Origin of the sequence: Rhodococcus sp. PBTS 1 (assembly GCF_001620025.1) — a bacterium.
Lineage (GTDB): Bacteria > Actinomycetota > Actinomycetes > Mycobacteriales > Mycobacteriaceae > Rhodococcoides > Rhodococcoides kroppenstedtii.
Window position 1 is genome coordinate 3,763,173 of sequence record NZ_CP015219.1, and the last position, 15,158, is coordinate 3,778,330.

Genomic DNA, 15,158 nt, shown 5'->3' on the forward strand with positions numbered 1-15,158 from the left:
TCTCGACGGTCCGGGTCAGCCCATGGGGATCTGGCCGAGGAGCACACCGACGGCCAGCATCGCCAGCGAGACGACGGTCGCGCGCCAGAGCACCTTCTTGTGGTGGTCGGCCAGCGAGACACCGGCGAGGGTGACCAGCAGCAGGATGGCCGGGACCAACGGGCTCTGCAGGTGGACGGGCTGACCGGTGATGGAGGCCCGCGCCATCTCGACGGGCTCGATGCCGTACTGCGCGGCGGTCTCGGTGAGCACCGGGAGGATGCCGAAGTAGAAGGCGTCGTTGGTCATGAAGAACGTCAGCGGGATCGACAGCACACCGGTGATGACGGCGAGGAACGGACCCATCGAGCTCGGGATCACGCCCAGCAGCCACTCGGCCATGGCCTCGACCATGCCGGTGCCCGAGAACACGCCGGTCAGGACGGCCGCGGCGAGCACCATGGCGACGACGGAGACGATCGAGGCGGAGTGCCGAGCGATGGCCTCGCCCTGCTCCTTGACCTTGGGGAAGTTGACGGTCAGCGCGATCGACGCCGCGATCATGAACAGCACCGGGATGGGCAGGATGTCCATGACGAGGACGACGAGCAGAGCGACGGTCAGAGCCGCGTTGAACCACAACAGCTTCGGGCGCAGGGTGTCACGCTGCGGGTCGAGTCCGTCGATGAACTGGCCGGCACCGCCGTCGGCGTCGCCGCCCGCACCGCCACCGGTCCGACGCGCGGGGCGAGCCGTGTCGCTGCCGCCGCCACCGACGGACACCATCTCCTGGTCGAAGACGAGCGAGCCGAGACGACGCCGCTCCATCAGACCGAGGTGGACCGAGAACAGCAGGACGATCACCAGGCCGGCGACGAGCGAGGGCACCATCGGAACGAAGACCTCGGACGGCGAGATGCCGAGCGCGGACGCGGCCCGCACCGTCGGTCCACCCCACGGGATGATGTTCATGGTGCCGTTGGCCAGACCGGCCACCACGGTCAGGATGACCGGGGAGACACCGAGTTTCAGGTAGAGCGGCAGCAGCGCGGACGTGACGATGATGAACGTCGTCGATCCGTCGCCGTCCAGCGAGACCACCATGGCCAGCACGGCGGTACCGACCACGAGCTTCATGGGGTCGTTGCGCACCAGTCGCAGAATGCCGCGCACCAGCGGATCGAACAGGCCGACGTCGATCATGATGCCGAAGAAGATGATCGCGAAGAACAGCAGGGCGGCGGTGGGGGCCAACGACTTGATGCCGTCGGTGATCATGTCCCCGATCCCGAGCCCCGCGCCGGCGAACAGGCCGAAGATGACGGGCACCAGGATCAACGCGACCACGGGGGTCGCGCGTTTGGTCAGGATCAGGAACATGAAGGCGGCCACCATCAGGAAGCCGAGAATCACCAACATGGGGTCACTCCTCGTTCGGGGTCGGGCAGGGCAGCAGGACGCAGCAGGGCAGGGGTGGAATGGGTGGGCCGCGCTCAGGCGGCGGGATCGAGCGTGGCGGCGACCATGTCCGCCTGATCGCGCAGGAAGGCGCGGAAGTCGTCACCGGTCAGGAGGGCGTTCTGCCATCCGTTCCGTTCGGTGAGGCGGGCCCAGTCGTCCGAGGCGACCAGCTCGCCGACCTGCCGGATCAGGGTCCGAACCCGGTCCGGCGGTAGGCCCGGCGGCGCCATCAGACCCCGCCAGTTGTCGAAGACCAGGTCGACGCCCTCCTCGCGCAGGGTGGGTGCGTCGACCCCCGCGACGGCGTCGTCCGAGCTGACGGCCAGCGCACGGACGGTGCCCGACGCGAGCTGGTCCAGGTATTCGCTGACGCCCGTGGTGGCCACGTCCACCTCGCCGGTCAGCAGCGCGGGGAGAAGCTCACCGCCGCCGTCGAAGACCCGGTAGCCGGTGGCGTCGGGATCGACGCCGATCGCGCGCGCCAGCCGCGTTCGGAACAACCCGTCGGGCCCACCGGTGGCGGATCCGCCGCCGAAGCGGAGGTCGTCGTCGGCGCGCCAGCGAGCCACCAGATCGTCGAGAGTGCGCAGCGGCGACGCCGCCGGCACCAACACCACCTCGGGCTCGGTGACCAGGCGGGCGATCGGCGTCACGTCGTCCAGCGTGTACTCGGACGGAATGGTCGCCAACGCGCCCACGAGCCCGAGGCCCATCATGAGCAGCAGGTGTTCGTTGCCGCGTTCCGCGGCGAGCCGACCGAGACCGACCACACCGCCCGAGCCGGGCAGCACCAGGACGTCGTCGACCGCGACGCCCTGTGCCGCCCAGGCTCGGGACACGCTGCGGGCGGTCAGGTCGTAACCGCCTCCGGCGACCGACGGGGCGATGATGCGCAGCCCGGGTTGGGTCGCACCGGTCACCATCGACGTGACCGACCCACCGCACGCGGACAGCGCGAGGGTCAGCGCCGTGAGCATCACGAGGATGCCGCGGCGAACACGTCGGATGTCGGTCACGAGTCTCACTCTGACGCAGCTTGTGACTGTGGTCACCCTTTGGTGCACAGTTCGCGTTGTGTTCATTCTGCGCGCTCCGTCCGCGCGTAACCCTGACGCGGCCGGATCGACGTCCGTACCGGACCTCGAATGCTTCTGGCGGGACGAGAAACCGTCGGGTGTCTCGATCGGCGGGGTTTGAATCGCCGGGTTACCGAGGACTTGCCCGAACCTGGATTCGTCGGCGGAGCGCCGGTCACGTTTCTTCCCCGACCACGGACAGTCCACCGAAGTCGTCGGAGCCACGGAACCGACGCGACCGTCTGGACGAAAGACTTCGTAATGTGCTGTCCAACAGGCTAACTCACTGTTCTACTGCGTCTCAAAATACCGAAACACGGGGGCCGTTCCACGCCCGTCCTATCGGACCTGGCGTTACCGTCCGAGACGTCGTCCACCGTTTCCGTGTAAGGAGCGAATCAATGTCGGATTTCCGGATCATGATCATCAATCAAACGCCACACACCCTGGTGGCCTTGGACTCACGCGGAACGTCGTGGTCCGGCTACAAGCGGGAGGACGTGGGCGTCTCGGTACAGCCCGCCGAGGTCGCCTGGCTCCACGATCCGACCGGCGACGCCGGCAATCCCGGCAACAACTGGGGGTGGCTCGACTACGAGGTCGGCGCCGGCGGCAACCGCATCCAGGTGTACGCGTGGCACGGCCACAGCCGGGACGCAGCCCAACTTTCGGTCGGTTGGTACAACGAGCAGTCGAGCAACGACAACCCGCAGCCCGCCGGGGCGCTTCCCGGTGATCTGGGCTTCGTTTACCTGAACGCAGCCGGCAACGACGGTCTGATCGTTCTGGGCGGCACCCGGTGGGCCGGCTAGCGCCAGAGCGCTTCTTGCGAAGGACCCCGGCCCGACACCGAGGTGCTTCGTAGGCCGTTCATGCTGTTCATCGTCACGCCGGCGGTACCGTGCAGGTCGTGAGTCGACGGCTGCGGGTCAGACGGACCCTGTCGGCGCAACTCCTCGCGCTCCAACTCCTGATCGTGGTGGCGGTGCTCGTGGTGGTGGGTGCGCTGTCGCTGGCGCAGTCGTCGGCGACGTTCCAGCGTGAGCAGGGTCTACGGGTGCAGTCGGCGGCGGAGAACCTGGCCGCGAACCCCACGGTCCGACAGTTGCTGCCGAGTGCCCAGCCGCGCATCCGCTCGGGACTGCAGGGCGCGCTCGACTCGGTTCGTGCGGTGTCCGGCCTCGACTACGCACAGCTGACGGACACCGACGGCCGGATCGTCGCCGCGACCGACCCCACGCGCATCGGGGAGACCTCGGCCGACGAGGGCGCGGGCGCACGCGTCGGGCGCAGTTGGACGGGTCTGGCCGAGACGAGCGAGAACACGGCGCTCGAACCGGGGAAGTCGGTGCAGTCACAGGTTCCCGTGCTCGGTCCCGACGGGGGCATCGTCGGCGTTGCGATCGTGGGTCGCGAGTACCCGTCGGTGTGGTCGAGGCTCGCGCAGTCGACGCCGGACCTGGTGATCTACCTCGCCGTGGCGACGCTGCTGGGAGCGGTCGGCTCGATCCTGCTGGCCCGGCGGGTCAAACGGCAGACGATGGGCCTCGAGGCGGGCGAGATCGTGGACCTGGTCCGCCAACGCCAGGCGATGCTCGAGGGTCTGAAGGAAGCCGTCGTCGCGCTCGACCCGAAGGGCACGGTGCTCCTGCTGAGTCGCAGCGCCCACGACATGCTGGGACTCGGGGCCGACAGCGTGGGCAAGCAGGTCGACGACCTGGGCCTCGACGACCGCATCGAGCGCGTGCTCCGCCACCCGAGCGACGACGGCGATCAGCTGGTGTTGACCGGCGACCGCATCCTGGTCTTCAACACGGTCCCCATCGAGGAGTCGGGACGCATCGTCGCCACCGTGACGACGTTCCGCGACCGGACGGAACTCAGCGAGATCGAGAGCAAGCTCGACATCAGCCGCACCAGTTCGACCGCGCTGCGCGAGCACATCCACGAGTTCGACAACCAGCTCCACACCATCTCCGGACTGGTGCAGCTCGGCGAGTACGACGAGGTGGAGCGGTACGTCGACGGCATCACCGAGCACCGCGAAAGGCTCACCTCGGCCGTGACCGACCGCGTCGCCGACCTGGGGGTCGCGGCGCTGCTCATCGCCAAGATCGGCGCGGCGGCCGCCCGGTCGGTGACCGTCGAACTCACCCCGGATTCGTCCCTGCGGCGCGCCGACGACGACGCCTCGCGAGACCTGTGCACGGTGGTGGGCAACCTCGTCGACAACGCCGTCGACGCCCTCCTCGAGCACGGAACGCCGGATGCCACCGTGCGGGTGACCATCACGCAGGACGACGACGACCGCGTGACGGTGACGGTGGCCGACAACGGTCCCGGCATCGCCGACGCCGACGTCGACCGCGTCTTCGAGCAGGGGTGGAGCACGAAGGGGACGTCGTCGGACGGACACGGCTTCGGCCTCGCGCTGGTGCGGGTGGTCTGCCGCCGCGGGAGCGGCGAGGTCCGGGTGCGGACCGTGGGCACGACCGAGGCGGCGGAGAATGGTCGCTGGACGGTGTTCGTCGCGACCCTCGACGTCCCGTCCAGGGCGCACGAGGCGGCGAGCGCGGGGAAGGAACGATGACGTGCTGAAGGTGCTGGTGGTCGACGACGACTTCATGGTCGCCCGTGTCCACACCGGTTTCGTGGGCAAGGTGCCCGGGTTCGAGGTCTGCGGCGTCGCCCACACGGCGCAGGAGGCGTTGGAGAAGGTGGAGTCCGCCCGGCCCGACCTGGTGCTGCTCGACGTGCACCTGCCCGGGGTGACGGGCCTCGACCTGATCGGCCCGTTCCGCGAGATCATCCCCGACCTGGACGTACTGGTGATCACCAGCGAGCGGGAGGCCGAGTCGGTGCAGCGGGCCCTGCGCTCGGGTGCGGTGCACTACCTGATCAAGCCGTTCAAGTTCGCCGCGCTCCAGGAGCGGTTGGACCACTACCGGCACACGCGTGAGGCGTTGGCGGCCGCGCAGGAAGCGGAGCAGGACGCCGTCGACAAGGCGTTCGGCCTGCGCGGCTCGCCGTCCCGGCTGCCGAAGGGGCTGAGCGCCGAGACGCTCGCCACCGTCGAGCAGCAGCTGCGCGAGGTGGAGACCGAGGACCCGGGGCGAGCGGTGTCGGCCAGCGCGATGGCCGACCGCACCGGCATGTCCCGGTCCAGTGCGCGGCGCTACCTCGAGTACCTGTCGGACGTCGACAAGGTGCTCGTCTCGCTGGACTACGGCAGTGTGGGACGCCCGGAGCGGCTGTACCGGTTGCGGCGGTAGGGGCTTACCCCATCACGCGACGGCCGGCCACCGCGCGTCCGAGCGTGAGCTCGTCGGCGAACTCGAGATCGCCGCCCATCGGCAGTCCCGACGCGAGCCGGGTCACCGATAGGCCGGGGAAGTCGCGCAGCATGCGCAGGAGGTACGTCGCGGTCGCCTCGCCCTCGGTGTTGGGATCGGTTGCGATGATCACCTCGGTGACGTCGACCCCGTCATCCTGAGTGCCGATGCGCGTCAACAACTCTCGCACCCGCAGTTGGTCCGGGCCGATGCCGCTGAGCGGATCCAGCGCGCCCCCGAGCACGTGGTAGCGCCCCTTGAACTCGCGGGTGCGCTCCACGGCCTGCACGTCTTTCGGCTCCTCGACCACGCAGATGATCGAGCGGTCACGCCGCGGATCGGCGCAGATGCGGCACTGCTCCTTGTCCGAGACGGTCCCGCAGATGGTGCAGAACTGCACCCCGTCACGAATGCGGGCGAGCGCGTTCTGCAGCCGGTCGATGTCCGGCGCCTCGACTCCGAGGAGGTGGAAGGCGATGCGCTGCGCGCTCTTCGGACCGACACCGGGCAGCTTGCCCAACTCGTCGATCAGGTCCTGAACCGGTCCTTCGTACACCCCGAGCGACCTAGAAGCCGGGCAGACCCGGCATGCCGCCGCCGCCCAGCCCGGCCAGCGGCCCGAGCTTCTGCGAGGCCACCTCGCCGGCCGCGCGCGAGGCGTCGGCGAGAGCGCCGACGATCAGGTCCTGCAACGTCTCGACGTCCTCGGGATCGACCACCTTGGGGTCGATGGTGATGCCCGTGACCTCACCGCTCCCGGTGACGGTGGCGACGACGAGTCCGTTACCGGCGCTGCCGGTGACCTCCGTCGCGGCGATCTCGGCCTGCGCGGCCATCAGTTGCTGCTGCATCTGCTGCGCCTGCTGGAGCAGCTGGGACATGTCGGGCTGATCGCCGGGTTGCACCGTCGGTGTCCTCTCGGAGGGGGAAAGCGTGCGTCCAGCCTAGTCGTCCGTACCGACATCGCCCGGCCGCGGGACCCGGGCCTCCCAGCGTCGTCGGCGTTCGTCGTCGCTCTGCTCCCACCACGGGGTGCCGCGCTCGCCGAGCGCGACCTTGGCCGCCTGCACACCGGCGCGCGACTCCGGCGCGCCGCCGGTGCGCCGCACGTCGCGTCGCCACGCCATGAGAATCGACCGCAGTTCGGCCTGCCGGTCCTCCGGGATGGCCGGGTCGGTCGCCCGCCAGCGGCGCCCGTCGATCACCACGTAGTGGCCGTCGGGCGTCCGCTCGGGGCCGGACTCGCTCACCCGACCTGGCGGGAGAGGTTCTCGAGGACCTGCGCCTGGATCTTCTTCAGGCCGAGCGGGGCGAACGTCTTCTCGAAGAACCCGCCGATGCCGCCGGCGCCGGTCCACTCGGTGGTCGTGGTGACCTCGGTGCCCTGACCCGCCGGCGCCACGCGGTACGTGGTGACCATGGAGGAATTGGCGTCCGTCTCGGTGATCGTGTCGCCGGCGACGCGAACGGAGGCGCGGACGTCGCGCGCACGCTTCTTCGTGGCCTGCAGGGTCCAGGTGGCCACGGTGCCGTCGCCCTGACCGCCCTCGACGACGGTGAAGTCCCGGTACTGTTCGGGCAGGATCCGCGGGCGCACGGTCTGGTAGTCCGACAGTGCCGCCAGCACCTGCTCCGGGGTCGCGGCGACGGTGTGGGACGTGCTGGCGCTGACCTTGGCCATGAACGCATTCCTCCTGAGCGTCGGGGGTCTTTCGTCCCATTCTTCCACGGTGCGCACGGTCCCCTCGACGCTGCCGAGAGACGTCCACCCGGCAACGGTTGCGTGACGGACCCCCACCATCCGTAGTCCTGCGAACGATCGCGATATAGCGTTCTCGCGTGGATCGCACCGTTCAGTCTCCGACCGGCAACACTCCGGGCCCGCACGAGGTGGGCGCGGCCGCGCACGCCGAGGGCGTCCGACGCCTGGTCGCGAGCTATCGGGCCATCCCGCGCGAGCAGACGGTCCGGCTGGCCAAGAAGACCTCCAACCTCTTCCGGGCCCGCCAGGACACCCGCGTTCCCGGACTCGACGTGTCCGGTCTCGGCAAGGTGATCTCGGTCGATCCCGTCGCGCGCACCGCCGACGTGCAGGGGATGTGCACGTACGAGACCCTGGTGGACGCGACCCTGCGCTACGGACTGGTGCCGCTGGTGGTGCCGCAGCTCAAGACCATCACCCTCGGCGGCGCGGTCACGGGCCTCGGCATCGAATCGACGTCGTTCCGCAACGGCCTCCCCCACGAGAGCCTGCTGGAGGTGGACGTGCTGACCGGCGCGGGCGAGGTGGTCACCGCGCGCCCCGAGGGCGAGCACGCGGACCTGTTCCACGCGTTCCCCAACTCCTACGGCACGCTCGGCTACTCGACCCGCCTGCGCATCGAACTCGAGGCCGTCCCGCCCTACGTCGCGCTGCGCCACGTCCGGTTCCACGACCTGCAGTCGGTCCAGGACGCGATGGACGCGATCGTCGACGCCGGTGAGTACCGCGGCGAGCGCGTCGACTACCTCGACGGTGTGGTGTTCACCGACTCCGAGGCGTATCTGACGCTGGGCCGGCAGACCGACGAGCCCGGGCCGGTGAGCGACTACACCGGCATGCAGATCTACTACCGCTCGATCCAGCACGACGACCACGACGACGCAACCACGCCCCGCACCGACCGTCTCACCGTGCACGACTACCTCTGGCGGTGGGACACGGACTGGTTCTGGTGCTCGCGAGCGTTCGGCACCCAGAACCCGCGGATCCGACGGTTCTGGCCGCGCCGCTACCTCCGCAGCAGCGTCTACTGGAAGCTGATCGCGCTCGACCGGAAGTACGACATCGCCGACCGGCTCGAACGCCGCAAGGGCAACCCGATCCGCGAACGCGTGGTGCAGGACATCGAGGTCCCGATCGAGAACACCGCCGCGTTCCTGCGGTGGTTCCTGGACGAAATCCCGATCGAACCGCTGTGGCTCTGCCCGCTGCGCCTTCGCAGTGGCACGCGGGAGTGGCCGCTGTATCCGCTGCGCGCCGGCCACACGTACGTCAACGTCGGGTTCTGGTCCTCGGTGCCCGTCGAGGAGGGCGCTCCCGAGGGCGCCGCCAACCGCCGCATCGAGCGCCGCGTGTCCGAGCTCGACGGCCACAAGTCCCTCTACTCGGACTCGTTCTACGACCGGGACGAGTTCGACGCGCTCTACGGCGGGAACCATTACTCCCGCGTCAAGAAGATCTACGACCCCGATTCACGTCTGTTGGATCTGTACTCGAAGGCGGTGCAACGTCGATGACCCTGTTCCGAGAGAACTACAAGGACTATCAGGTCGGCTCCCCCAAGCTGACCATCGCGGAGATCCTCGAGCAGTTCACCGAGGGCGACATTCCGGTGCGCTTCAGCGCGTACGACGGCTCCGTGGCGGGCGACCCCGACTCGGCCTACGGACTGAACCTGCTCACGCCCCGCGGCACGACGTACATCGCCACGGCTCCCGGCGATCTCGGGATGGCGCGTGCGTACGTCTCCGGTGACCTCGAGATCGTCGGCGCCCACCCGGGCGACCCGTACGACGTGCTGCGCATGCTCGGCGACGACCTCCACTTCAAGCGTCCCTCGGCGCGGACGTTGGCGGCGATCACCCGCTCGCTCGGCTGGGAACTGTTGCGTCCCATCGCCCCGCCGCCGCAGGAGTCGCTGCCGCGGTGGCGGCGGATCGCCGAAGGACTGCGGCACAGCAAGACTCGCGACGCGGACAGCATTCACCACCACTACGACGTCTCGAACACGTTCTACGAGTACGTGCTCGGCGAGTCCATGACCTACACGTGTGCGGCGTACCCGACGGAGGACGCGACGCTCGAGGAGGCGCAGGAGAACAAGTACCGCCTGGTCTTCGAGAAGTTGCGGCTGAAGGAAGGCGACCGGCTGCTCGACATCGGTTGCGGATGGGGCTCGATGGTGCGCTACGCCGCCCGCCGCGGCGTCCGTGTCATCGGCGCGACCCTGTCGGCGGAGCAGGCGGAGTGGGCCCAGCGGGCCATCGAGGCCGAGGGCCTCGGCCACCTCGCCGAGGTGCGCCACAGCGACTACCGCGACATCGCCGAGACCGGCTTCGACGCCGTGTCCTCCATCGGGCTCACCGAACACATCGGCGTCGCGAACTACCCGGCGTACTTCGGCTTCATCGCGAGCAAGCTGCGGCCCGGCGGGCTGGTTCTCAACCACTGCATCACCCGACCGGACAACCGGTCCGCCGCCCGCGCGGGCGGGTTCATCGATCGGTACGTCTTCCCCGACGGCGAACTCACCGGATCCGGCCGCATCATCACCGAGATGCAGGACATCGGCCTCGAGGTGCGGCACGAGGAGAACCTCCGCGAGCACTACGCCCTCACGTTGCGCGACTGGTGCCGCAACCTCGTGGACAACTGGGACGCGTGCGTTGCCGAGGTCGGCGAAGGTACCGCCCGCGTCTGGGGTCTCTACATGGCCGGTTCGCGACTCGGCTTCGAGCGCAACGTCGTTCAACTCCACCAGGTTCTCGCGGTCAAGCCCGACGGCAATCGCTCTCACCTGCCGCTGCGTCCGTGGTGGAATGGCTGAGTGACCCTCTCCCTCCGCCGCGCCGCCGCCGTCGTCACCTGCGTCGTCGCGGGCCTCGTGCCCACCGTTCTCACCGGACCGGCAGCATCGGCCGCACCGGCCTCCGAGCCCGGGACGCTGCTGTCGAGCTCGCCGCTCGCGGAAGATCTGCTTCCCGACGGTGCGGCGTCCGGCACGCTGGTGCGCTACAGCACGCTCCGCACGGCGGGCCAAACCGGGGAGTCGACCGGGCTGGTCTACGTGCCCGAGGGCGAGACGCCGGCCGGCGGATGGCCGGTGGTCTCGTTCGCGCACGGCACCACGGGCGTCGCCGACGCCTGCACCCCCTCGCTGACCGGCGGGACGGAGTACGAACGGCCGGCCATCACCGAGTGGCTGCGGAACGGCTATGCCGTCGCCGCCACCGATTACGCCGGCCTGGGCACGCCGGGTGTGCACGCGTACCTCGACGGCCCCGCGTCGGGAGCCAACGTCGTCGACATCGTGCGCACCGCACACCGGCTTCTCGGCGACGAGCTGTCCCCGCGTTGGCTCGCCACCGGGCTCTCGCAGGGCGGCAACGCCGCGTACTTCGCCGCCGCCGTCGGGACCGAGCGCGCGCCGGAACTCGACTACCGCGGCGCCGTTCCCATCGCCGGGCCGACGCAGCTGGATACGCTGCTCCCTCCGTCGGGACCGGTCTTCCCGCCGATCGCCCCGAGCGGATACGTCGGGTACGTGATGTACATCCTGGCCGGATTGAACGATCAGCGGCCGGACCTGAACGTCCCGAGCTACCTCACGCCCCGCGGGCTGGATTACCTGAACGCCGCGACCACGTTGTGCGGCAACGACTTCCGAGCGTTCCGAGAGGCCAACCCGGTGGTGCTGCGCGATCTGCTCACGCGCCCGCTCGACGACCCCGCGATGAACGCGACGCTGCGCGAGATGCAGGCCGTCCCCGTCGCGGGCTACGACCGGCCCCTGCTGGTCACGCAGAGCCTGGTCGACCAGACCGTACCGGCGCCGCTGACCTTCGCGCAGACCGCGCGCATGTCCGCGGCCGGCACGGACTTCTCGCTCGTCACGTTCCCGGACGCCGACCACGTGGGCACGCTGATGGCCTCGATGCCGGCGGCCCTGGACTTCGCTCGCACCGTGATCGGCTGACCACCGACCGACCCCGAACAGCACGCGACCCCCGCCCTCCCGATGCCGGGAGTGCGGGGGTCGCGTCGTTCTCGTGCGTCAGCGCAGGGACTGGGGCGGGGTGAACCGCTCGCCGTACTGCTTGGCCAGCTCCTCCGCGCGGGCCACGAAGGCTTCCTTGCCCACGGTGCCGTCCGCGGCCTCGTAGCCGACGATGTACTGGTGCACACCGCCGGTCCACGCCGGGAAGCCGATGCCGAAGATGGAGCCGATGTTGGCGTCGGCGGTGGTGTTCAGCACGCCCTCGTCGAAGCACTTCTGCGTCTCGATGGCCTCGATGAACAGCATGCGCTCCTTGAGGTCCTCGAACGGGATCTCGGCGGTGCCGGACTTGAACGCGTCGCGCAGCCCGGACCACAGACCGGCGCGCTTGCCGTCGACGTACTCGTAGAAGCCGGCGCCCTTCGCCTTCGACGGACGCTCGAACTCGTCGACCATCTTGTCGATCACGGAGCCCGCAGGATCCTCCGGCGGCGTGCCACCGGAGGCGACCACCGCGTCGTAGGTCTCCTTGCGGATCTTCTGCATGAGGGTGAGCGTCAGCTCGTCCGACAGCTGCAGCGGCGGCGCGGGGTAGCCCGCCTGCAGGCCCGCCTGCTCGATCGACGACGGCTCGACGCCCTCGCCGAGCATCGCGATGGCCTCGTTGATGAAGGTGCCGATCACGCGCGAGGTGAAGAAGCCGCGGCTGTCGTTGACGACGATCGGGGTCTTCTTGATGGCCTGCACGAGGTCGAATGCCTTGGCCAGAGCCGCATCCGAGGTCTTCTCACCGCGGATGATCTCCACCAGCGGCATCTTGTCGACGGGCGAGAAGAAGTGGATGCCGATGAAGTCCTCCTGCCGCTTCACACCGGTGGCGAGACCGGTGATCGGGAGCGTGGAGGTGTTCGAGCCGAGCAGCGCGTCGGGTGCCACCAGGTCCTCGATCTCCTGGAAGACCTTGTGCTTGAGGTCCTGCGACTCGAAGACGGCCTCGATCACCAGATCCGCGCCCTCGACGTCCTTCGCGTCGGCGGTGGGGTGGATGCGGGCGAGCAGCGCGTCCGACTTCTCCTGCGTGGTCTTGCCGCGCGAGAGCGCCTTGGCCTCGATGGCCTCCGAGTACGCCTTGCCCTTCTCCGCGGACGCGAGCTCGACGTCCTTGAGCACGACGTCGATTCCGGCCTTCGCACACACATAGGCGATTCCGGCGCCCATCATGCCGGCGCCCAGCACGGCGACCTTGGAAAACTGCGTCTTCTCGTAGCCGTCGGGACGCGACTTGCCGGCGTTGATCGCCTGCAGGTCGAAGAAGAACGCCTGGATCATGTTCTTCGACACCTGGCCGGTGACCAGGGAGGTGAAGTACCGCGACTCGATGGTGGACGCGTTGTCGAAGTCGACCTGCGAACCCTCCACGGCCGCAGCCAGAATGGCGAGCGGAGCCGGCATGTTGGCGCCCTTGATCTGCTTGCGCAGGTTGGACGGGAAGGCCGGAAGGATCTGGGCCAGCTTGGGATTCGACGGCGTACCGCCGGGGATCTTGTAGCCCTTGACGTCCCACGGCGCGACGCCGCCCTCGGGGTTGGCCTTGATCCATGCCTTGGCGGCCGGGACCAGTTCCTCGACACTACCGACGACCTCGTCGACCAGACCGAGCTCCTTCGCCTTGGCGACGCGGAACCGGGTGCCCTGCGAGAGGACCGACATGAAGCCGTTCTGAATGCCCATCATGCGCGTGATGCGGGTGACGCCGCCGCCGCCGGGGAGCAGGCCGAGAGATACCTCGGGCAGACCGAGCTGCACGCCGGGCACGTCCGCCGCGATGCGGTGGTGCGTGGCCAGCGCGATCTCGAGGCCGCCGCCGAGCGCAGCGCCGTTGATGGCGGCGACGACGGGCTTGCCGAGGGTCTCCAGGCGGCGCAGCTGCGCCTTGATCAGCTGCACCTCCTCGAACACCTGCGCGGCGTCGTCCTTGGTCGCCTTGATCATGTTCTTGAGGTCGCCGCCGGCGAAGAAGGTCTTCTTCGCCGAGGTGACGACGACACCGGTGATGGAGTCCTTCTCGGCCTCGAGGCGGTCCACGGTGGCGCCCATCGAGTTCTTGTAGGTCTCGTTCATCGTGTTGGCGCTCTGGCCGGGATCGTTCATGGTCAGCGTGACGATGCCGTCGGCGTCCTGATCCCACTCGATCATGTTCTCGCTCATGTGTTGTCGGTTCCTCAGACTCGCTCGATGATGGTGGCCACGCCCATGCCGCCGCCGATGCACAGGGTGATCAGTGCGTGGCGGCCGTTCCGACGCTCGAGCTCGTCGAGCACGGTGCCGGTGATCATGGCGCCGGTGGCACCGAGGGGATGGCCCATCGCGATGGCGCCACCGTTGACGTTCAGCTTCTCGCCGGGGATCTTCAGATCCTTCTGGTAGCGCAGCACCACCGAGGCGAAGGCCTCGTTCAGCTCGAACAGGTCGATGTCGTCGACCGTCAGCCCGGCCGCGGCCAGCACCTTCTTCGACGCGGGCGTCGGCCCGGTCAGCATGATGGTGGTGTCGGCACCCGACGTGGCCGTCGCGACCACGCGGGCGCGCGGCGTCATCCCCATCGACTTGCCGGCGTCCTCGCTGCCGACGACCACCAGGGCGGCACCGTCGACGATGCCCGACGAGTTGCCGCCGGTGTGCACGTGATGGATTTTCTCGACCCAGTGGTACTTCTGGAGCGCCACGTCGTCGAAGCCGCCCATCGCGGCGACGCCCTCGAAGGCCGGCTTGAGCTTGCCGAGCGACTCCGCCGTCGTGCCGGGGCGCATGTGCTCGTCGTTGTCGAGAATCACCAGGCCGTTCTGGTCCGTCACCGGGACGACCGACTTGGTGAAGAAGCCACCCGACCACGCCGCCGCGGCGCGTTCCTGCGACTGCACGGCGTACGCGTCGACGTCGTCACGCGTGAATCCCTCGATGGTGGCGATGAGGTCGGCGCCGATGCCCTGGGGCACGAAATACGTGTCGTACGCGGTCTGCGGGTCCATCGCCCACGCGCCGCCGTCGGAGCCCATCGGCACGCGGGACATCGACTCGACGCCGCCCGCGATCACCAGCTCGTCCCATCCCGAACGCACCTTCTGCGCGGCCAGGTTCACGGCCTCGAGGCCGGAGGCGCAGAAGCGGTTGAGCTGGAAGCCGCCGACGGTGTCGGGCATCTTCGCGGCCAGCACGGCCGTGCGGGCGATGTCCGCGCCCTGGTCCCCCACCGGGGAGACGACACCGAGGATGAGATCGGAGATGCGGTCCTCGTCCATGTCGGGGAATCGACGACGAAGCTCGTCGATCAGGCCGGTGACCAGCGAGATCGGCTTGACGGAATGCAGCGCGCCGCCCTTGCCCTTCCCTCGCGGTGTCCGGATCGCCTCGTAGATGTATGCCTCTGTGGTCACTGCGCGCAGTTCCTTCCGAGAAGTGGATCGGGCGCGTCGACGCAGCGCGTCGGCGCCCACGAGGTACAGACCTCGACGATGGTCACACTAGGCGCGCGGGCGCGTGCTCGACAGGTC

General features: G+C 69.0%; 14 protein-coding genes. 6 read left to right on the forward strand and 8 right to left on the reverse strand.

Annotated features, from left to right (window positions below):
* Positions 1 to 15 precede the first annotated feature (15 nt).
* Positions 16 to 1,398 (reverse strand): CitMHS family transporter, encoded by a 1,383-nt coding sequence (locus A3Q40_RS17280; protein ID WP_068104089.1) that lies wholly within the window; start codon positions 1,396 to 1,398, stop codon positions 16 to 18.
* Between the two features lie 74 nt (positions 1,399 to 1,472).
* Positions 1,473 to 2,456 (reverse strand): Bug family tripartite tricarboxylate transporter substrate binding protein, encoded by a 984-nt coding sequence (locus A3Q40_RS17285; protein WP_235606347.1) that lies wholly within the window; start codon positions 2,454 to 2,456, stop codon positions 1,473 to 1,475.
* A gap of 461 nt (positions 2,457 to 2,917) precedes the next feature.
* Between A3Q40_RS17285 and A3Q40_RS17290 the strand changes: the two genes are divergently transcribed.
* The 3 genes from A3Q40_RS17290 to A3Q40_RS17300 all read left to right on the forward strand — a co-directional run bounded on the left by A3Q40_RS17290 (position 2,918) and on the right by A3Q40_RS17300 (position 5,788).
* Positions 2,918 to 3,328, forward strand: a complete 411-nt coding sequence (locus tag A3Q40_RS17290) for a hypothetical protein (RefSeq protein WP_068104093.1) — start codon at positions 2,918 to 2,920, stop codon at positions 3,326 to 3,328.
* 98 nt (positions 3,329 to 3,426) lie between these two features.
* Complete coding sequence (locus A3Q40_RS17295; RefSeq protein WP_235606348.1) at positions 3,427 to 5,106, forward strand: sensor histidine kinase; 1,680 nt, start codon at positions 3,427 to 3,429, stop codon at positions 5,104 to 5,106.
* A 1-nt stretch (position 5,107) separates the two neighbouring features.
* Complete coding sequence (locus A3Q40_RS17300; RefSeq protein ID WP_068104095.1) at positions 5,108 to 5,788, forward strand: response regulator; 681 nt, start codon at positions 5,108 to 5,110, stop codon at positions 5,786 to 5,788.
* A 4-nt stretch (positions 5,789 to 5,792) separates the two neighbouring features.
* On the opposite strand, the gene recR is transcribed toward A3Q40_RS17300, so the two are convergent.
* From recR to A3Q40_RS17320, 4 genes are read right to left on the reverse strand one after another with little or no spacing between them, the layout of a single operon-like run.
* Entirely contained in the window at positions 5,793 to 6,404 is a 612-nt protein-coding gene (recR, locus tag A3Q40_RS17305) for a recombination mediator RecR (RefSeq protein WP_068104096.1), read from the reverse strand.
* A 10-nt stretch (positions 6,405 to 6,414) separates the two neighbouring features.
* Positions 6,415 to 6,753, reverse strand: a complete 339-nt coding sequence (locus A3Q40_RS17310) for a YbaB/EbfC family nucleoid-associated protein (RefSeq protein WP_068104098.1) — start codon at positions 6,751 to 6,753, stop codon at positions 6,415 to 6,417.
* Between the two features lie 39 nt (positions 6,754 to 6,792).
* Positions 6,793 to 7,098 (reverse strand): hypothetical protein, encoded by a 306-nt coding sequence (locus A3Q40_RS17315; RefSeq protein ID WP_068104100.1) that lies wholly within the window; start codon positions 7,096 to 7,098, stop codon positions 6,793 to 6,795.
* Positions 7,095 to 7,529, reverse strand: a complete 435-nt coding sequence (locus A3Q40_RS17320) for an SRPBCC family protein (protein WP_068104102.1) — start codon at positions 7,527 to 7,529, stop codon at positions 7,095 to 7,097. The genes A3Q40_RS17315 and A3Q40_RS17320 overlap by 4 nt, the downstream gene beginning before the upstream one ends.
* Positions 7,530 to 7,738: 209 nt before the next feature.
* Here A3Q40_RS17320 and A3Q40_RS17325 point away from each other — a divergent pair, with 209 nt between their 5' ends.
* The 3 genes from A3Q40_RS17325 to A3Q40_RS17335 are packed head-to-tail and all read left to right on the forward strand — an operon-like array spanning position 7,739 to position 11,586.
* Positions 7,739 to 9,127: an FAD-binding oxidoreductase gene (locus A3Q40_RS17325; protein WP_068106517.1), complete on the forward strand. Its 1,389-nt coding sequence runs from the start codon at positions 7,739 to 7,741 to the stop codon at positions 9,125 to 9,127.
* Positions 9,124 to 10,437 carry a class I SAM-dependent methyltransferase gene (locus A3Q40_RS17330; RefSeq protein WP_068104104.1) on the forward strand — a complete coding sequence of 438 codons (1,314 nt, stop codon included), beginning with the start codon at positions 9,124 to 9,126 and terminating at the stop codon, positions 10,435 to 10,437. Before A3Q40_RS17325 ends, A3Q40_RS17330 begins: the two co-directional genes overlap by 4 nt.
* Entirely contained in the window at positions 10,438 to 11,586 is a 1,149-nt protein-coding gene (locus A3Q40_RS17335; RefSeq protein WP_068104106.1) for an alpha/beta hydrolase family protein, read from the forward strand.
* A gap of 78 nt (positions 11,587 to 11,664) precedes the next feature.
* Here the strand turns inward: A3Q40_RS17335 and A3Q40_RS17340 are convergent, their stop codons facing one another.
* Together A3Q40_RS17340 and A3Q40_RS17345 are read right to left on the reverse strand one after the other, a co-directional pair.
* Complete coding sequence (locus A3Q40_RS17340) at positions 11,665 to 13,815, reverse strand: 3-hydroxyacyl-CoA dehydrogenase NAD-binding domain-containing protein (RefSeq protein ID WP_068104108.1); 2,151 nt, start codon at positions 13,813 to 13,815, stop codon at positions 11,665 to 11,667.
* A gap of 14 nt (positions 13,816 to 13,829) precedes the next feature.
* A complete protein-coding gene (locus A3Q40_RS17345) occupies positions 13,830 to 15,041 on the reverse strand; it encodes an acetyl-CoA C-acetyltransferase (protein ID WP_068106520.1) in 1,212 nt (403 codons plus the stop codon).
* Positions 15,042 to 15,158: the final 117 nt, after the last annotated feature.